The organism is Sphingobium sp. OAS761 (assembly GCF_024168485.1).
In the GTDB taxonomy this organism is placed as follows: Bacteria; Pseudomonadota; Alphaproteobacteria; order Sphingomonadales; family Sphingomonadaceae; genus Sphingobium.
Window position 1 is genome coordinate 1 of the sequence record NZ_JALJVY010000007.1, and the last position, 16,639, is coordinate 16,639.

The 16,639-nt window shown below is 60.7% G+C and carries 19 protein-coding genes; 9 read left to right on the plus strand and 10 right to left on the minus strand.

Features of this window, described 5'->3' with window-relative positions; genetic code table 11:
• Nucleotides 1-128: 128 nt before the first annotated feature.
• From J3E64_RS10470 to J3E64_RS10485, 4 genes are all read right to left on the minus strand, one after another.
• The gene (locus J3E64_RS10470) at nucleotides 129-611 is read right to left on the minus strand and encodes a GNAT family N-acetyltransferase (RefSeq protein WP_253342699.1); all 483 of its coding nucleotides are present in this window, start codon (nucleotides 609-611) and stop codon (nucleotides 129-131) included.
• A gap of 196 nt (nucleotides 612-807) precedes the next feature.
• The gene (locus J3E64_RS10475) at nucleotides 808-1,314 is read right to left on the minus strand and encodes a GNAT family N-acetyltransferase (protein ID WP_253342700.1); all 507 of its coding nucleotides are present in this window, start codon (nucleotides 1,312-1,314) and stop codon (nucleotides 808-810) included.
• 8 nt (nucleotides 1,315-1,322) lie between these two features.
• Nucleotides 1,323-1,580: a YjhX family toxin gene (locus tag J3E64_RS10480; RefSeq protein WP_253342701.1), complete on the minus strand. Its 258-nt coding sequence runs from the start codon at nucleotides 1,578-1,580 to the stop codon at nucleotides 1,323-1,325.
• Between the two features lie 457 nt (nucleotides 1,581-2,037).
• Nucleotides 2,038-2,811 carry a helix-turn-helix transcriptional regulator gene (locus J3E64_RS10485; RefSeq protein ID WP_253342702.1) on the minus strand — a complete coding sequence of 258 codons (774 nt, stop codon included), beginning with the start codon at nucleotides 2,809-2,811 and terminating at the stop codon, nucleotides 2,038-2,040.
• Here J3E64_RS10485 and J3E64_RS10490 point away from each other — a divergent pair.
• A complete protein-coding gene (locus J3E64_RS10490) occupies nucleotides 2,773-3,357 on the plus strand; it encodes a nuclear transport factor 2 family protein (protein ID WP_253342703.1) in 585 nt (194 codons plus the stop codon). The two genes, J3E64_RS10485 and J3E64_RS10490, sit on opposite strands and share 39 nt — an antisense overlap.
• A gap of 208 nt (nucleotides 3,358-3,565) precedes the next feature.
• Here the strand turns inward: J3E64_RS10490 and phnE are convergent, their stop codons facing one another.
• From phnE to phnC, 3 genes are read right to left on the minus strand one after another with little or no spacing between them, the layout of a single operon-like run.
• Complete coding sequence (gene phnE / locus J3E64_RS10495; protein ID WP_253342704.1) at nucleotides 3,566-4,360, minus strand: phosphonate ABC transporter, permease protein PhnE; 795 nt, start codon at nucleotides 4,358-4,360, stop codon at nucleotides 3,566-3,568.
• 12 nt (nucleotides 4,361-4,372) lie between these two features.
• Complete coding sequence (phnD, locus tag J3E64_RS10500) at nucleotides 4,373-5,230, minus strand: phosphate/phosphite/phosphonate ABC transporter substrate-binding protein (RefSeq protein WP_253342705.1); 858 nt, start codon at nucleotides 5,228-5,230, stop codon at nucleotides 4,373-4,375.
• Complete coding sequence (gene phnC, locus J3E64_RS10505) at nucleotides 5,227-6,006, minus strand: phosphonate ABC transporter ATP-binding protein (RefSeq protein WP_253342706.1); 780 nt, start codon at nucleotides 6,004-6,006, stop codon at nucleotides 5,227-5,229. Before phnC ends, phnD begins: the two co-directional genes overlap by 4 nt.
• A gap of 229 nt (nucleotides 6,007-6,235) precedes the next feature.
• On the opposite strand from phnC, the gene J3E64_RS10510 reads away from it, so the two are divergent.
• Entirely contained in the window at nucleotides 6,236-8,623 is a 2,388-nt protein-coding gene (locus J3E64_RS10510; RefSeq protein ID WP_253342707.1) for a TonB-dependent receptor, read from the plus strand.
• Between the two features lie 50 nt (nucleotides 8,624-8,673).
• On the opposite strand, the gene phnN is transcribed toward J3E64_RS10510, so the two are convergent.
• The 3 genes from phnN to phnF form a co-directional block, all read right to left on the minus strand.
• Complete coding sequence (gene phnN, locus J3E64_RS10515; protein WP_253342708.1) at nucleotides 8,674-9,210, minus strand: phosphonate metabolism protein/1,5-bisphosphokinase (PRPP-forming) PhnN; 537 nt, start codon at nucleotides 9,208-9,210, stop codon at nucleotides 8,674-8,676.
• Complete coding sequence (locus J3E64_RS10520) at nucleotides 9,210-9,755, minus strand: DUF1045 domain-containing protein (protein WP_253342709.1); 546 nt, start codon at nucleotides 9,753-9,755, stop codon at nucleotides 9,210-9,212. The genes phnN and J3E64_RS10520 overlap by 1 nt, the downstream gene beginning before the upstream one ends.
• A 163-nt stretch (nucleotides 9,756-9,918) precedes the next feature.
• The gene (gene phnF / locus J3E64_RS10525; protein WP_253342710.1) at nucleotides 9,919-10,695 is read right to left on the minus strand and encodes a phosphonate metabolism transcriptional regulator PhnF; all 777 of its coding nucleotides are present in this window, start codon (nucleotides 10,693-10,695) and stop codon (nucleotides 9,919-9,921) included.
• Between the two features lie 128 nt (nucleotides 10,696-10,823).
• On the opposite strand from phnF, the gene phnG reads away from it, so the two are divergent.
• Genes phnG through J3E64_RS10560 form a run of 7 tightly spaced genes read left to right on the plus strand, consistent with a single transcriptional unit; the run spans nucleotide 10,824 to nucleotide 16,624 of the window.
• Nucleotides 10,824-11,300, plus strand: coding sequence for a phosphonate C-P lyase system protein PhnG (gene phnG / locus J3E64_RS10530; protein WP_301287240.1), 477 nt, complete (start codon nucleotides 10,824-10,826; stop codon nucleotides 11,298-11,300).
• Nucleotides 11,301-11,906, plus strand: coding sequence for a phosphonate C-P lyase system protein PhnH (gene phnH, locus J3E64_RS10535; protein WP_253342712.1), 606 nt, complete (start codon nucleotides 11,301-11,303; stop codon nucleotides 11,904-11,906).
• Complete coding sequence (locus J3E64_RS10540) at nucleotides 11,906-13,063, plus strand: carbon-phosphorus lyase complex subunit PhnI (protein WP_253342713.1); 1,158 nt, start codon at nucleotides 11,906-11,908, stop codon at nucleotides 13,061-13,063. Before phnH ends, J3E64_RS10540 begins: the two co-directional genes overlap by 1 nt.
• The gene (locus J3E64_RS10545; RefSeq protein ID WP_367398624.1) at nucleotides 13,041-13,940 is read left to right on the plus strand and encodes an alpha-D-ribose 1-methylphosphonate 5-phosphate C-P-lyase PhnJ; all 900 of its coding nucleotides are present in this window, start codon (nucleotides 13,041-13,043) and stop codon (nucleotides 13,938-13,940) included. The genes J3E64_RS10540 and J3E64_RS10545 overlap by 23 nt, the downstream gene beginning before the upstream one ends.
• Nucleotides 13,937-14,707 carry a phosphonate C-P lyase system protein PhnK gene (gene phnK / locus J3E64_RS10550; RefSeq protein ID WP_253342714.1) on the plus strand — a complete coding sequence of 257 codons (771 nt, stop codon included), beginning with the start codon at nucleotides 13,937-13,939 and terminating at the stop codon, nucleotides 14,705-14,707. The genes J3E64_RS10545 and phnK overlap by 4 nt, the downstream gene beginning before the upstream one ends.
• A 17-nt stretch (nucleotides 14,708-14,724) precedes the next feature.
• A complete protein-coding gene (gene phnL, locus J3E64_RS10555; RefSeq protein ID WP_253342715.1) occupies nucleotides 14,725-15,456 on the plus strand; it encodes a phosphonate C-P lyase system protein PhnL in 732 nt (243 codons plus the stop codon).
• 43 nt (nucleotides 15,457-15,499) lie between these two features.
• Entirely contained in the window at nucleotides 15,500-16,624 is a 1,125-nt protein-coding gene (locus tag J3E64_RS10560) for an alpha-D-ribose 1-methylphosphonate 5-triphosphate diphosphatase (protein WP_253342716.1), read from the plus strand.
• Nucleotides 16,625-16,639: the final 15 nt, after the last annotated feature.

Consider the following 16,639-nt stretch of genomic DNA (forward strand, 5'->3'; position numbering starts at 1 on the left):
CACCCGCTACGATCGCTGCGCGCACACCTTCATGTCCGCTATCTGCATCGCCGCAACCGTCATCTTCTGGCTCGATCAATGAGTCCTGAGCCTAGGTGACCAATGCCGTATGGTTCGCCAAACTTGCATTAGCTGATTGGCAGCCGCAACACCGGCCGATCCCAAGTAATCTTGTCGCCTTCAGCTGGCTTCATCCCTACTGCCTTCGCTCCCATGCGCAGATAAAATCCGACCGAAGGTGGATGCGAGACGATCTTGATAGCCGCGATTCCCCGCTCCGCTGCGACCTGCCGCATATGGTCGAACAGTCTCCGCCCCAGCCCGATGCCCTGTGCGGTATCGGCCACGAACATCAGATCGAGTTCAGAATCAACGCCAGTGACAAGGCTATAGAAACCAACCGTCACCCCTTCCGCCTCGACCAGCATCACGATGTCAGTCGCGATTTGTGTCGGCGTGACCGCATAGCCGTCAAGAATACGCGCATAGTCGCCCTGGTAGGCGGCTGAGCTATGCATCAATGCGGTCAAGGCGGGCGCATCATCCGGACTTGCGCGGCGGAAGGTCAGATTCATTCCGCCCACAATAGAACGAATTGCCAGAACGTCCATAGACGGGAAATTCTGTGCTTGCTTACAACGATGTGACATTAACTGCGACCGCCGTCTGTCCGAGTGGACTGTTCAATAGAACGTCGCCGGCGGCCTATGCACTGCCGCCCTGCCGTTCGAAGTTGGTGAAAGGTATTCCGGTAGGGACGCCTAGGGTTGCTGAACGGACTACCTAGGGTGTGTAGTGGGACAATGCTCACTGCCCACTGCCGCCTCCGAATGCAGGATGATATCGCACCCGACCTGCTGGCACTTTATCGACGAAACTTACGCGCATGAAGAACTGCGACGGTGCATCAACATAATGCAGTGCTTCGTCGTTCTCAAAGCCGAACCGTTGATAGTAGGCCGGATCACCCAGGACGACGCACCCGCCCGCGCCTCTCGCACGCAATTCACTCAGACCCTGCCGGATGAGCAAACCGCCGATACCTTGGCCTTGCCGTTCAGGCCGAACCGACACCGGGCCCAGCCCAAACCACCCGTGGTCTGCCTCGTCGATTGTAACTGATGAGAAAGCGGCATGCCCTACGACATCGCCTCCGTCGATGCTGACCAGAGATAGTGACAGCGCTCCGGCCTTCCGCAACTTTGCAATGATCGCGGGCTCAGTCTGGTCACTATGTTCCATGTTGGCGAAGGCTTTTGCCGTCACATCAGCGATGGCGGCGTGCTCTTGCGGTAGTTCTTCTCGTATCAACATGATCTTTTCTACCTGTTGTCTAATTGTGAACGCACTGACCGGCGCCCGGCGTGGGAGATGCGATAGGGGCTGGAGGCTTTCGACTCGATCAGCCGCTTGCGCCGCAACTTGTTGAAGACGGCAAGGTCGCAGTCAGAGAGGACATGGCCATCGCGCGTGAAACACAGCACCTCAGCGATCCGGCCTCGACCGTCGTACAGACGACTAATACAGCCACCCTGTGCGAGCGCGTGAAGCACGCGCTGCTCGGCTCTGGAAATGTTCATAGATAAGCTCGTGGAAGAGAAACGCGCACACGACAAACTTCACCCCGATGAAATCAGAGTGGTTGTCAGCGAGCCCGATCAAGCCGGGACGTCAGGCGGTTTTCACAATCTCGAACATAAAATATAGGCTACCGGACTGCCGAGCGCTGGTCAATAACTGCGGCGCTAACGGAGCTCGCGACCTATTCGGAAACTTCAAACGCGGCAACGTTGGATCAAGGAGGTGCCTGACGCTCGCGATGTGTTGCGACACTCGCGATACTGACATTCCAGACCCGCCGATTACCACCCTGCGATAACCATACTCCTGGCCGCTACCGCAGCATGCGCCTTTGGTGAGGCCGCAAATGCGATACTTCGGACGCCGGCGCCGATTGACTGTTGCCACATCAACGTGGCCGCTCTCATCCTGCGTGAGCCTGTTTCCGGCTTGACGTGGCTTTTCCACTTCGCGCAGCTATCCTCCAGAATGCGCACCCGAGTGGGCGCGGTTCCTGCAATTGCCTTGCGCGCCCGACACCGGCCTCTGGGCCAGCAGCAGGGCAGCGGTCTCCTGATCCGCCGGCACGAAAGCCTCGATCGTAAGTTCTGACAACAGGACTTCTCCTGCGCTGCCGAAAATCGTGGTCGTGGAGAAAAGGGACAGTGTCCGGTCTCCAACGCGCAACCGCAAGGGAAGGATGAGTTCGGGCCCGGAGGCAGAGCCATTCATGCTTCGCGCGCCAAAAGCCCGTGCGCGCCGGATCAGTTCTGCAATTTTGGGGTCCTGCGTGCGCTGCATCTGAACTTCGAGCCGCCTTAGCAGGTGGCCCGACCATTCGGCGAAGTTCACGATTCCCGGCGCCAGACCGTCCGGTGACAGGCTCAGTTCGATGATGTTGATGGGTGATCGCAACAAGTTCCTGGAAACACCCGCAAGCAAGGGTTGGACTGCGCTGTTTGCGAACTGGATGTTCCAGTGCCTGTCAAATGCCAGAGACGGGAATGGAGCATGGCGCTCCAGAAATTGTTCGATGAGGTCGCGAACTGGCTGTACCTCGCCATCGTTCCAGTCGAACTCGTCGTAGACCGGCGCAAAACCTGCTGCCAGCAGCATTGTATTGCGGTCACGCAGAGGCAGTTGCAGTTGCTCTACGAGCCGCAGCACCATTGATTTGGACGGGTTGGAGCGCCCGCTTTCGAGAAAGCTCAGATGGCGCTGCGCGATTTCCGCGTCCGCGGCGAGGTGCAATTGGCTGAGGTTCCTGGCTTTGCGCCAAAACCGGACGAGTTCCCCAAAGGATCGGGTTTCCTGCATGGCGTAAAACTACACCGGTTGCACCGACAAAACTATTACCCCCGACGTAATCGCATTGCGGCGCAGTCCTTGCCATCTTTGTTCATCTCAAAAACGGAGATGACGAAGATGGATAGTGAGACAATCGCCGACACCTATATCGACCTCTGGAACGAAACCGATAAGGCCCAGCGCCAGGCTATGCTCCGGCGGTCGTGGAGCGCCGAAATAGAGTATCGTGATCCCTTGATGCAGGCCAAGGGCCGACCTGAACTCTCGGGGCTTGTCGCCGGTGTTCAGGCCCGGTTTCCCGAATTTCGGTTTCGGCGTGTTGGGTCGAGCGACACGTCCGGCGAATGCGCTCGGTTTTCCTGGGAATTGGGTCCGGCAACGGGCGACGCACCGATTGCAGGAACCGATGTCGTCGAACTGGACCATGCTGGCGCGATCATCCGGGTGATCGGTTTCCTGGATCGGGTTCCAGCGGGAGAACAGCCATGACGCTTTCTCTCCGCAAGGTGCCTTAGTCGATGCTGCATGATTGTGCCTGTGCTTGGGCGTGATGACAACCGGGTTGGGGGTTAACCCCCAACCCGGTTTGCCGACTGCTTTGGCCGCCATCTCGGCGGGGGTCATGTTGTCCAGGCCCGAGTAGGGCCGGTGAGAGTTGTAGTCGTGCTGCTATGAGCCAGAATGAACGGAAACCGCTCTAGCTGATCCCATTTCGTAGAAATGAGGAGCAGATATCCAGAAAACTGCTGGTCAAAACGATGATGAGTAGGATGGCGGCGGATTGGGCGAAGTTGAAGGACTGTATCGATTCATGGAGCATGACACCGATTCCGCCTGCTCCCACCATCCCCACGACCATGGCAGACCGGACGTTCGATTCGAAGCGATAGATCGCAAACGATATCCACAGCGACAACACCTGCGGGATGATCGCGTAGCGAATTTCATCAATCTGCGCCGCGCCGGTGGCTCGGATGCCTTCCCTTGGCCTGGGGTCGATCGCCTCCACGGACTCGGCAAATAATTTAGCCAGCACGCCGGAGGTATGGACCCATAGCGCCAGCACCCCGGCAAAGGGGCCAAGGCCAACCGCGACGATGAACAGCATTGCAAAGACCATCTCGTTGATCGCCCGCAAAGTGTCCATCAGGCGCCGGACGGGCTGGACCACCCAGGCGGGAGCGACATTCTGTGCGGACAACAGGCCGAGCGGAATGGCCGCCAATATCGCCAGGAGAGTGCCCCACAAGGCGATCGAAAGCGTGATGTACATTTCATGGACATACTGCCGCCATTCGGAATAGTCGGGTGGAAAGAACCCGCGAGCGAATTCCCGCATGCCGTCCTGCCCCTGGAACAGGTCCATCGGCCGAATGTCCGCTCCTCGCCAGGTCGCGGCGAGAAGGGAAAGGATGATCAGCACGGGTAGAAGAGTGTAAAGGGAGTGGCGCCTATGGGCCAAAACTGCTTCAGAAGAACGGAGTTCGGACATGTTCTACTCTTCCTAGCGGCGCCCGGTGGACAGGTTTTTGATGAAATCCAGGTCCCCGCTCGCTGGCTTCGTGAAGCCGGTTATCGTGACCAGCCCCGCCAGCACCTTCTTTTCATGGGGATCGGATTCGCCATAGCTGAGGAAAAAAGTGCGCAGCGAAGCCTTGGTAGCTTCCGGCAAATCCCGACGGTAAACCATCATGGCCGAGGGGATGAGGGGCGAGGTCCAGATCACCTTGATCTTCCTGAACTGATCAGGATGGGAGGTGCGCAGGACGGACAGCATCTGGGTGCTGCTCGTCGCAACATCGACCTGGCGATTGACGACGGCCAGGATATTGGCTTGATGACCGGCGCTGACCAGCAGCTTGAACCGGCCCCTGTAATCCTGGCCCGGGCTCGAGAACAGATAATGGACCGGCGCCAGCGTGCCAGAAGTGGAATTGGCGTCACCGATGGCGAAAGTCAGATTGCGCGCCTGCCGCAGGACATCATCGGCCGAACGGAGCCTGTTGCCGGCTCGGGTGATGAGGACCGCATTGTAGCCCGCACGGCCATCCGCTTCGACTACTTTGGCGAAAACTTCGCCATCGGCGCGCTGGGTGGCTTCCAGCGCCGACATGCCGCCCAGAAACGCAACTTGCACCTTGTTGAAGCGCATGGCCTGCACGATGCCCGCGTAATTGGGCGCGTAAAAGGCATCGACCTTCAGCCCGGTCCGGCGGCGTAGGTCAGCAAAGACCGGCTCCCATCTTTCCTTGAGGACGAGGGAGGAGTCCGTGGACATGATGCCGATATTGATCTGCTGCTGCGGCTCCGACGAGCAGCTTGCAAGGACTAGGCTTAGAATCAGGAGGATGGTCCGTTTCACGCTGCGGCCTTCGCAACCGAAATGGCCCGCCCCTCGTAGAGCGCGGTCAGATCATCGTCTGAAAGGCCCGACCCAGGACCGTCATAAACGATTCTGCCCTGACTGAGTGCGACGATTCGGGGGCAGAATTGCCGCGCCATGTCGATCTGGTGAAGCGACACCAGAACGGTCATATCATGAGCGGTGTTCAATTGGCGCATAAGTTCCAGCACCCGCACAGCCGACCTTGGGTCGAGCGATGCGATTGGCTCGTCCGCCAGCAGCAACCGCGCCTGCTGAACTAGCACGCGCGCGATCGCAGCGCGCTGCTGCTGCCCGCCGGACAGGTCATCGGCGCGCTGGGCCGCATGGGTCGCCATCCCCACCTCCGTCATCGCCGTCACGGCCAATGCCCGCTCGCGCTCCGGAAAGAGGCCGAGCAGTCGCCGCCACAAGGGCAATCTGGCAAGACAGCCCAGCAGGACATTGGTTTCCAGCGACAAACGACCGACCAGGTTGAACTGCTGGAACACAAAACCGACGTCTCGCCTTATGCTCCGCACGTTGCGGGCTATCCGGCCGTCGATTTGGACCGATTGCCGATAAACCCGCACGTTGGATCCTGCGTCGCCGGTGACGAATCCCGCTATATGCCGCAGCAGCGTCGATTTGCCGCTGCCTGAGGCGCCGATGATCGCAACCATTTCGCCGGGCGCGACCCGCAGATCGATTCCGTCCAGCAACTTACGGCCGCGGGCCACGGTTTTGTTCAGATTCTCAATATGTATCGCGTCCATCACGAACTTGCCAATCGATGAAAAGGCGCGGGCAAAGAGGACTTGGCCCACATAGGAGACTCGTAGGCCCAAATCGTGACACTTTGATGTCATTGTATAGACGTCTGTATAATAATATTCATAATGGATAAACATCTAGACGTCGTCACATCTGTGTAATGTTCCATCCTTAGAGGCGGGCACGGCGGGAGCCACCGCCTCCACCAGACAGTCAAACGGGGCCTAGACAATGCACAGACGGCACACGATCGCTTCCCGGCGATATCTGAGAGGTACAATCTTTTCCGGTTTCGCAGCGCTGGCTGTCGCGACCGCGCCGGCGTTGGCGGCCGAGTCGGCGCCCGCCCCTGCCAACAGGGACGGCGAGGCGCTGGGCGACATTATCGTTACCGGCGAGAAGCGACCGCAAAACCTTCAGGCCACGCCGACGGCGATTTCGGTCCTGTCGGGGGCGGACCTGGCCAGTCGCCATATCACTTCGCTCCAGGACCTGACGGACGGCTCGGTCCCGTCGCTGCGGATCGCGCCTTTCTATTCACGAAGTTCGGCGCTGATCGTGAATATTCGCGGCGTGGGGGTGCTTTTCGACGTCAACCAGCCTGCACGTGACCAAGGCGTGGGCATCTATGTCGATGGCGTCTACATGGGCCGCGCTCAGGGATTAGGCACTGCCCTGTTCGACATCGAGAATATCGAGGTGCTCAAGGGCCCGCAGGGCACACTGTTCGGACGCAACACCGAAGGCGGCGCGGTGAACATCACCACCAAGAAGCCTAGTGGCGAGTTCCACGTCAACGGCACTGCCGGAATAGGCAATTACGGCAGTTACAAGACCGAAGCTCATATCGATCTGCCGGCGTTCCATAATATCAGCCTGAAGCTGGACGGTGTCATCGCCCATCGCGACGCTGTGGTGAAGAATCCCCTGGACGGCGCTTATGGCTTCAACTTCTACGACAAGCGCGGCGTGCACGTCGAAGCGCTGTGGCGGGCGGCCCCTGGTCTCACTGTCGATGCCGCCTTCGATCATTCCTATGACGCATCTACCCCGCTGTACCAGCAATTGCTGGCTCCGGGATCGAACATCCAGGCAGCGCTGGGCACGGTCCAGCCAAGCCGCGCGGACACGGCCAACGTCGGCGTTCCCCAACAGCCGAGCATCGGCAAGACCAACGGCTATCGCCTGACCTTGGAATGGCAGTTGGCGACCGTGCTGACCCTCAAGTCGATCAGCGCCTATCGCGACTTGCGCCAGAGCCAATATGACAATGGGTCAGCCGCGATCACGATGAGCAACAATGGCGGCAGGTTCAGCGACATGACATTCAGCCGCTACAGCCTCGCCCAGGTCCATCAGAAGCAGGCCAGCCAGGAAATCGACCTGATCGGCGAGATTCCGGGGCTGAAATATGTCGCCGGGGCCATGTGGTATCGGGAAAAGGTGCAGGATAATGCGCAGACCCTGCCCACCAACAAATTTCTGGACGCAAGCGGCAGCAGCTACACGATCCTGCCCTACGATCTGGATGCACAGCCCCTCGACCGGGCGAGTCACGTTACCACCACCAGCATCGGCCTGTTCGGCCAGGCGACCTACACGCCGTCCATGCTGGACGAAAGGCTGCACCTGACAGGAGGGTTGCGCTGGACCCGGGATGAGAAGAAGGGCGAATTGTTCATCGTGAACGGCAAGACGCCCACAGTGAACGGCGTTACCGCGCCGCGCGTTCTGGATGCGGCATGGTCGCGGGTCGATCCGATGGTCACCCTTGCCTATGATGCAACGGACGACGTGCATCTCTATGCGAAGTGGAGCACGGGCTATAAATCGGGCGGCGCCAATTCGCGGTCGCTGCCCTATCTCGCATTCGATCCGGAGTCGCTTTCAGTGTTCGAGATCGGCGCAAAGACCGAGTTCTGGGACCGGCGCGGCCGGTTGAACCTGGCGGCCTATGCCGGGGCCTACAAGGACATCCAGGTGGATTTCCAGGCCAATTATGAGCAGATCATCAACGGCCAGCGGGTATATACGACGCGTACCACGATAGAGACGATCAACGCGCCGGGGACCGGCCGTGTACGGGGGGTGGAAGCGGACCTGACCCTGGCGCCGGTGAGGGGACTGACGCTTTCGGGCAGCTATGCCTATACCGACCCGCACATCCCGCCGACGGTGAACCCGTTTCCCCAAGGGTCGTCCGGCACGATTATTACCACGCCCGTACAGATCTATTCCGTCTATACGCCCAAACATGCCATCAGCGGGGCCGTGGACTATGAACATCGGTTGGGCGACGCCACCACGCGCTTCCACATCGACGCCAATTACGACTCCGGCTTCTATGCCGCCTTCGTAAATCCACTATACTATGGCCCGGGCGATGCCCGCAACGTCATGCAACCCAAGGGCGAGAAATCCTTCATCGTCAATGCCCGGCTGGCCATCGCGGACATAGCGATGCGCGATTCCGGCGCGACGCTGACCGCTGCGCTGTGGGTGCGCAACCTCTTCAACGAGCAACATGCATTTTATCGCGCGCTCACAGTCTCGTCCGGCACCAGCGGCTTCTTCAACGATCCGCGCATGTTCGGCGGCGAGATCAACGTGAGGTTTTAGGATGGCCTTGCCCCGGCATTGCGACCTCGGGGACGCAATGCCGGGTGAGATTATTGAAAAGCTCTCAAAATCCGCTCTCCGGCAGCGGGCAAATCGCCGGAATTGTCGATCGTGACGAGGTGGGCACCCGCGGGCGGACGCCATGAGCGATTGATTGTGATGCGCTTCTCGATCTCGGACGAGCCTTCACGGCCGCGCGCGGTCAGGCGAGCTTTCAGGATCGCGGGATCGGTGTCGATCACGATGATCCGCAGCTCCGGATATCGCTTCAATGCAGTCGCTAGGTAGCTGCGCGAACCGTTGACTACCACGGAACTGCCAGTGGCGAGCCATAAGTCTATTTCGACGCCGATGCCGTAATGGAGTGAATGGCTCGCCCATTCCAGCGCGAAGAAACCCAGCGCGGAACGTCGCGCAAATTCGGCATCGCTTAGCACCACATGGTTTTCATGGCCGCCGGTGGGGCGCGTGATATATCGGTGGGCGAAAAGGATACGTCCGTCGATATTTTTCCGGCGAGCGTAATTGATCAGCGAATCCTTGCCTGATCCCGACGGCCCGATGACGTAGAAAAGCGTCCCGGCCATCACGCACTCACGCCCGCGAGCAACGGAATACGAGTCCAGAGCATAAACGGCTCATCCGGCTCGCGTTCAACGAACAGCGCCAGATTGTCGAAAGGCACCGGTCCCAGGCGATCACATTGCTTCTGCCACCAGCCGATCAGCGCCCGCACCTCCTCGGGGTCGGCAACGGGGTCGGTCAATGTCATGTGGAACAGAAACTCGTCCAGCACATAGGGGTAGCCCCAGCGTGTCAGCAATTCGCCTTGTCGTTTAGTCAGCTCCGGCGTCCGGCGGCGCTCCGTTTCTGACGGAGACAGCGGCCTGCGCAGCGGGAACAATCTCTGCAACGCCTGGGACGCGATGGTCCCCATCCAATCGTCGCCATCACCGAGAGCAGGGCGAAGGGCGATGAAGCCCCGGAACCAGGTCGGTGCAACTGCAAGATCGAAAGGCGCGATGCTGTTCGCAAGCAGCTGCACGGTTGTCAGCAGGTGCGCGGGCGTCAACCCTTCCCCCAGCTGGAATGGCGGACAGATCGTGCCGTGCCACCCGTAACGGGCCGCCATGCCCGTGATCCGGGCAACCTCGACTCCCTCCGGCGGGGAAACGGGCTCACCCGTTTCAGGATCACGCCCCAGCCAGGAGCAGCCGGCCGCCCACCATGCGGATGTACTAGGCGGCGCATAATATAGAGCAAAGCGCGCGCGGCTCACATCCCGCTCGCCACAGTCAGCCGGACTTGGTGGGCGCATCGTCATTTTCGACCAGAAGCTGAACGCGATCGGCGGCGAAATAGGTGGTGCCATATTTGATCGGCACCCCTTCAAAATCGACGTCGAGATTCTCGACGCGCAATATGGCCTGCTGTTTATTCATCGAAAGATGCCGCACCGCCACGGAATCGGCAAGTTCGCCGCCGATCCGGCTCCATTTGCGATAATAATCCTCCACCCCGTAGTTTTTCATAGCCGCGGTGAAGCCGCCCGCACGCTCGATCATCACCGGCAGGTCGGGGAAGCGGGCGGCGGGATAGTAGTTGACGGCATAGGCAAGGGCCACATCATCGACCTTGTTCAGCACTTCCATCTGATAGACCAAAGCGCCGCGGGGCAATTCAAGATGGGCAGCGATGTCCGGTTCTGCCTTGAGGCTATGTGCCCGCAAGGTAATGCCAACTGCAGTCTGATCTTGTTGGTTCAGATTCTCGGTAAAGCGAGTCCGCTTGCCGATAGCATAATCAATAACGCCCGATTGCACGAAAGTGCCGCGTCCCTGCTCCACCCTGACCAGCCCGGTGGCGGCCAGGCCAAGCATGGCGCGGCGGACCGTGTGGCGATTGACGTCGAACCGCTCCGCCAACTCCGTCTCGCTGGGCAACCGTTCACCGCCCGCAAAACGCTTGTCCTTTATATCCTTTGCCAGCGCCTCTTCGATCTGCCGCCATACGGCGATCCCACCGCCGCGTTCCAGCAGTTCCTGCCTTTCGTTCTGATCCCCGATCGCCATCAATACGCACCTGTTTTTCGTTTGCATCCTGATGAAGTGAATTTTCCCTCTAGTCAATCATCATCTACTCGTATAGATGTCTATCTCATATTGAAGCAGCACCCCCTGGGCAGAGAGATGGAGCTAAGATGCAATTTTGTGCCGAAAGAGCGGCCGACCGGCGAGGCACATGTCTCTCGGTGCTTGCGCGAGCTTCGCAGGACGAAATGGAGGTCGTCCTGCGGGATGAGATGATAAGCCGGCTCGCCTATTCCTATGAATTTCTCCGCACGCCGGAAACCGGGCTGGTGACGGTGCGCGGACGCATCGGCTCCACCGGGCGCGCTTTCAACCTTGGTGATGTGACCGTGAGCCGCGCTACCCTGCGGCTGGAATGCGGCGGCGGCCCCATCATCGGCATAGCGCGCATCCTAGGGCGCGACCGGGACCGGGCGGAGATCGTTGCCCTGCTGGATGCGCTGCTGCAACTGCCAACGCTACATGAGCGCCTCTACGAAGAGCATATTGCTCCGCTCCAGCGGGCACAGGCGGCACGCCGCGCCGAAGCTGCGGCGGATACAGCGGCAACGCGGGTCGAATTTTCCGTCATGACGCGAGGCGAATAAATGCACTCCACGATCGACATGGCCGCCGTGATGCCGGGGTTCGCCAATCCCGTGCTGGATGCGCAGCGAGTTTCCCGCTGCCTGCTCTTCGCCTTGGCGCGGCCCGGCCTGGTTCAGGACCTGCCGGAAATGGGCCTATGCGTCCCGCCCGCGACCGACCTTGCGGCCTATGCCGCATTCCTCGCTCTGGCCGACCATGGGACTCCGATTTTCCTGCCCGCGGCGAACGAAGCGCTGGCTTCATCGCTTCGTTTCCATACCGGTTCGCCGATACTCGACCATCCCGACCATGCGGCATTCGCCTATATCGGCGATTGGCGGGATGCGCCGGGCCTCACGGACTGTCCACTCGGCAGCGTCCACTCGCCCGAGCAGGCGGTGACGCTCTTCCTTTCGGTTTCCGCCTTTTCGGATGGCGCGGAATATCGGCTCAGCGGCCCCGGCATCGACAACAGCATTTTGATCGCGCCTTCCGGCCTGCCCGATGATTTCTGGACGCAGCGCGCGGCTATCGCATCGCTCTTTCCTCGCGGCGTCGATTGTTACCTCACCTGCGGTTCGCAGCTCATGGGGCTGCCACGCACTACCGTCGCGGAGAAGATCTGATGTATGTTGCGGTAAAAGGCGGCGAAAAAGCCATCGAGGCGTCCCGGCGTCTGCTTGAGAAGCAACGGCGCGGCGACAGCCGGCTCGCCGAACTGTCCGTCTCCCAGATTCGCGAGCAATTGCGTCTGGCGGTGGCGCGAGTGATGACCGAAGGATCGCTCTATGACGAGGAACTGGCAGCGCTGGCGATCAAGCAGGCCGCGGGCGATCTGGTCGAGGCGATCTTCCTGCTGCGCGCCTATCGCACAACGTTGCCGCGCTTCGGCTATTCCGCACCGTTGGATGTCGGCGCGATGGCGGTCCAACGGCGGATATCCGCGATCTTCAAGGACGTTCCGGGCGGCCAGTTTCTGGGGGCGACTCATGATTTCACGCAAAGGCTGCTGGATTTCTCCCTGCTGGCCGATGGTGGCGATACGGTGCTACCGGCGATAGCCGGGGGTGATGATGATGCCATCTCGCTGTCCCCGGCCCGACTGGCCCGCGTGTACGACCTGCTGGAGCAACGCGGCCTGATCGCGCAGGAGGAGGCACCGGCCGACGCGCCCGATCCGGTCGACCTCGCGCTCGAGCCCTTACATCTGCCTGCCGAACGCCCCACGCGCCTGCAGAACCTCGCCCGTGGGGATGAAGGCTTTCTGCTCGCGATGGCCTATGCCACCCAGCGCGGCTATGGCGGCAACCACCCCTTCACCGGCGAACTGCGCTTCGGCACGGTGAGCGTGGAGGTTAGCGTCGACGAACTGGACGGCGCTGTCATCGATATCGGAGACCTCGCTGTCACCGAATGCCAGACCATCAACCAGTTTCACAGCAGCCCCGATCATCCACTGGCCTTCACGCAGGGCTATGGCCTTGCCTTCGGCCATTCGGAACGCAAGGCGATCGCTATGGCGCTGGTCGACCGGGCGCTGTGTTCGGAGGAGCTGGGCGAGACGATCACATCGCCTGCGCAGGATCCCGAATTCATGCTGCTGCATAGTGACAATGTCGAAGCGTCCGGTTTCGTTCAGCACCTCAAACTGCCCCACTATGTCGATTTCCAGGTGGAGGTCGAATTGCTGCGACGCTTTCAAGCAAACGCTCATCGCGCCGACGCGACCGATGAAATCCCCTTGCCAGTGGAACGAGACCGTGACCTTGCCATCCAAGAATGACGCCGTCTTCCGCAATGGCGACTATAATTTCGCCTATCTGGATGAACAGACCAAGCGGATGATCCGCCGCGCCCTACTGAAGGCGGTGGCGATACCCGGCTATCAGGTGCCGTTCGCGGCGCGGGAGATGCCGCTTCCCTACGGCTGGGGCACCGGGGGCATTCAGCTGACCGCCGCCCTAATCGGACCGCGGGATGTCCTGAAGGTGATCGATCAGGGGGCCGACGACACGACGAATGCGGTCAACATCCGCAGCTTCTTCGAAAGAATGACCGATGTGGCCACGACCACTTTGGTTCAGGAGGCGACGCTGATCCAGACGCGCCATCGTATCCCCGAAACGCCGCTTCGCGCGGACCAGATCCTGATCTATCAGGTGCCGCTGCCCGATCCGGTCTCCCGGCTGGAGCCGCGCGGAACCGAGCGCGCCAATATGCATGCCTTCGGCGACTATGGGCTTATCAACGTCAAGCTGTACGAAGACATCGCCCAGCATGGCAGCGTGGCGATGGCGTTCGACTATCCGGTGATCGTGAACGGTCGTTATCTGGCGTCGCCTTCCCCCATCCCCAAGTTCGACAATCCGAAACTCCATATGAATCCAGCCTTGCAATTGTTCGGCGCCGGGCGGGAGCGGCGCATCTACGCCATTCCGCCCTTCACTTCCGTTCGCAGCCTGGATTTCGACGATCATCCGTTCACGATTCAGCCGTGGGACGAATCCTGCGCGCTGTGCGGCGCGCCGGACAGCTTCCTGGAGGAGATGACCGTTGATGACCGTGGCAACCGGCAACATATCTGCTCTGACAGCGACTATTGCGCGCAGCGGCGGGCGACCCAGCCCGCTCACGTCCGGCATCAGGAGGCCATGCCATGACCGCCCTTCTCAGCGGTCGCGGGTTGACCAGAATGTTCGACGGCAAGAATGGTTGCGCTCAGATCGACATCGATCTCCATCCCGGCGAAGTGACTTGCATCGTGGGGGAATCGGGCTCGGGGAAGACCACCCTGCTCAACCTGCTATCTCTGCAATTGCGGCCGGATGCAGGGAGTTTGTACTATCGGACGGACGACGGCGCGCGGATCGACCTGGGACTTGCCTCCGAAATTGATCGCCGCCGTCTGATGCGGACGGAATGGGGGTTCGTGCGACAGAATCCCCGCGACGGCCTGCTCCGCGATGTGTCGGCGGGCGCGAACATCAGTGAACGGTTGATGGCGAACGGCGCGCGTCATTATGGAGCATTGCGCGATACGGCCATCGACTGGATGCGAAAGGTTGAACTCGACCATGGCCGTGTAGACGATCTGCCGCGCGATTTTTCCGGCGGTATGCAGCAGCGCCTTCAGATCGCGCGTAATCTGGTGACGGGTCCCCGGCTGCTGTTCATGGACGAGCCGACGGCGGGTCTGGACGTGTCGGTCCAGGCGAGGCTGCTCGATCTCCTGCGGACGCTGACGTCTCAATTGGGCATCGCCATCCTGATCGTCACGCACGACATCGGCGTGGCGAGGCTGCTGGCCCATCGCCTTCTCGTCATGCGTCGGGGGCGCATCATTGAAACTGGCCTGACCGACCAGGTGCTGGACGATCCCCAGCAGCCCTATACGCAGATGCTTGTTTCCTCCGTCCTTCCCGTGTGAGGAATCCTATGTTGACCATGCAATTCGATGTCGCGGAGACGGCCGGAAACAGATTGGCTCCGGACGTCATGATAGACGTTTCCGGCCTGTCCAAGAGTTTCACCATCCATGCCCAATCCGCGACGCGGATCACGGCACTGCGCGCGGTGTCGTTTCAACTGCGCGCCGGCGAGTGCGTCGCGCTGACCGGCCCGTCCGGGGCAGGCAAGAGCACATTGCTACGCTGCATCTACGGCAATTATCTGGCCACCTGCGGCACTGTCTCAATCCGCGACCAGAAACGAGGCACCGTGACCGTCACGGGAGCCGACCCGCGCGAAATCATCGCCCTGCGAAAAGACACGATCGGCTACGTCAGCCAATTCCTGCGGGCGATCCCGCGCGTGGGGGCGCAAGCATTGGTCGCGAGCCCGCTTGTCGAGCTGGGGGTGAAAGAAGCGGTGGCCCTGCGCCGCGCCGCCGAATTGCTGGAGCGCCTCGCCATCCCGCAAAAACTCTGGGCTCTACCTCCCGCTACCTTTTCCGGCGGCGAGCAGCAGCGAATCAATATCGCCCGCGGCCTGATCGCCGATCACCCCATCCTCCTACTCGATGAGCCCACAGCTTCGCTGGACGCCGCTAACAGCGCGATCGTCAGCGAGTTGATCCTGGAGCGGCGGAACAAGGGGACCGCGATCATGGGCATTTTCCACGACGAGGAAACGCGGGATCGCGTCGCCACCCGGCTGTTCCCACTGCAAGCGGCCTGAACGCTGCTTGTCTTGTCTTCACCTCATTGCGACGAGGCTATCGATGTTGATCACCAATGCTAAAATTGTCACACCTGACGAGGTCTTCATTGGAACACTACAATGTGATGGCGGCCGGATTTCAGATATTTCGACCGGCTCCAGCACGGCTCCGGATGCGATGGACTGGGGCGGCGACTATCTGCTGCCGGGCTTTGTCGAACTGCACACCGACAACCTCGAAAAGCACCTGATGCCGCGTCCGGGCGTCCTCTGGAACGCCCAGGCAGCCCTCGTAATGCATGACGTCGATGTCGCCGCCGCCGGTATTACAACGGTGTTCGACGCGCTCGCCGTCGGCAGCCGCGACCAGGGCGTGCGCGGCCGGGAGGTGCAAGGGGCCTGCGCGAAAGTGCTGGAGCAACTGGCCGGGCATTTGCGGGCCGACCACTATCTTCACCTGAGATGCGAGGTGGCCGCGGCCGATGTGGTCGATGCTTTCGACGCCCTAGCGAGCCACCCCCGATTACAGTTGGCCTCGGTCATGGATCATACGCCCGGGCAACGGCAATGGCGCAATCATGCGCAATGGCGGCGCTATCATGAACGGCACGGGAAGATCGCCGATGCTCAGATCGAGACCGTGCTGGTGGAAATGCGCGAGGAGCAAGAGAGATTTTCTACCCCTCATAGGCAGGCGATCGTGGAGCGTTGCGCTACGCTGGGGATTGCGGTCGCCAGCCATGATGACACGGATATCGATCATGTCGAGCAGGCCGTGATCGAAGGCATCGCCCTTTCGGAATTTCCAACGACGCTCGCTGCCGCTCGCGCCGCGCATGAGCGTGGGATCTCGACCATCATGGGCGGCCCCAATGTCGTCCGGGGCGGATCACATTCCGGCAATGTATCGGCGCTCGAACTGGCAGAGGCCGGCTGCCTCGACATCCTTTCGTCGGACTATGTGCCGGCCAGCCTGCTCCTCGGGGCTTTCACTCTGGCCGGAATCGAGGGGTGGGATCTGCCCCGTGCGGTACGGACCATCTCCCTTTCACCCGCACAGAGGGTCGGCCTGACGGATCGCGGCGCCGTCGCTCCGGGCCTACGGGCGGATTTCGTGCGGGTGACGATGATCAACGGACAGCCGGTCCCGGTGGAAACCCATGTCTGTGGGCGCCGCGTCGCATGACGCCGGACGCAAATG

What these genes read in the sequence shown, in the direction of transcription:
- J3E64_RS10490 (WP_253342703.1), top strand. Translation starts at nt 2,773, where the DNA reads ATGGCGCTGCGCGATTTCCGCGTCCGCGGCGAGGTGCAATTGGCTGAG.
- J3E64_RS10520 (WP_253342709.1), bottom strand. Translation starts at nt 9,755, where the DNA reads ATGGCGGCCCGTTACGGGTGGCACGGCACGATCTGTCCGCCATTCCAG.
- phnF (WP_253342710.1), bottom strand. Translation starts at nt 10,695, where the DNA reads ATGGCGATCGGGGATCAGAACGAAAGGCAGGAACTGCTGGAACGCGGC.
- J3E64_RS10540 (WP_253342713.1), top strand. Translation starts at nt 11,906, where the DNA reads ATGTATGTTGCGGTAAAAGGCGGCGAAAAAGCCATCGAGGCGTCCCGG.
- phnK (WP_253342714.1), top strand. Translation starts at nt 13,937, where the DNA reads ATGACCGCCCTTCTCAGCGGTCGCGGGTTGACCAGAATGTTCGACGGC.
- phnE (WP_253342704.1), bottom strand. Translation starts at nt 4,360, where the DNA reads ATGTCCGAACTCCGTTCTTCTGAAGCAGTTTTGGCCCATAGGCGCCAC.
- phnC (WP_253342706.1), bottom strand. Translation starts at nt 6,006, where the DNA reads ATGGACGCGATACATATTGAGAATCTGAACAAAACCGTGGCCCGCGGC.
- phnN (WP_253342708.1), bottom strand. Translation starts at nt 9,210, where the DNA reads ATGGCCGGGACGCTTTTCTACGTCATCGGGCCGTCGGGATCAGGCAAG.
- phnG (WP_301287240.1), top strand. Translation starts at nt 10,824, where the DNA reads ATGCAATTTTGTGCCGAAAGAGCGGCCGACCGGCGAGGCACATGTCTC.
- J3E64_RS10475 (WP_253342700.1), bottom strand. Translation starts at nt 1,314, where the DNA reads ATGTTGATACGAGAAGAACTACCGCAAGAGCACGCCGCCATCGCTGAT.
- J3E64_RS10470 (WP_253342699.1), bottom strand. Translation starts at nt 611, where the DNA reads ATGGACGTTCTGGCAATTCGTTCTATTGTGGGCGGAATGAATCTGACC.
- J3E64_RS10480 (WP_253342701.1), bottom strand. Translation starts at nt 1,580, where the DNA reads ATGAACATTTCCAGAGCCGAGCAGCGCGTGCTTCACGCGCTCGCACAG.
- phnH (WP_253342712.1), top strand. Translation starts at nt 11,301, where the DNA reads ATGCACTCCACGATCGACATGGCCGCCGTGATGCCGGGGTTCGCCAAT.
- phnL (WP_253342715.1), top strand. Translation starts at nt 14,725, where the DNA reads ATGCAATTCGATGTCGCGGAGACGGCCGGAAACAGATTGGCTCCGGAC.
- J3E64_RS10510 (WP_253342707.1), top strand. Translation starts at nt 6,236, where the DNA reads ATGCACAGACGGCACACGATCGCTTCCCGGCGATATCTGAGAGGTACA.
- J3E64_RS10560 (WP_253342716.1), top strand. Translation starts at nt 15,500, where the DNA reads ATGTTGATCACCAATGCTAAAATTGTCACACCTGACGAGGTCTTCATT.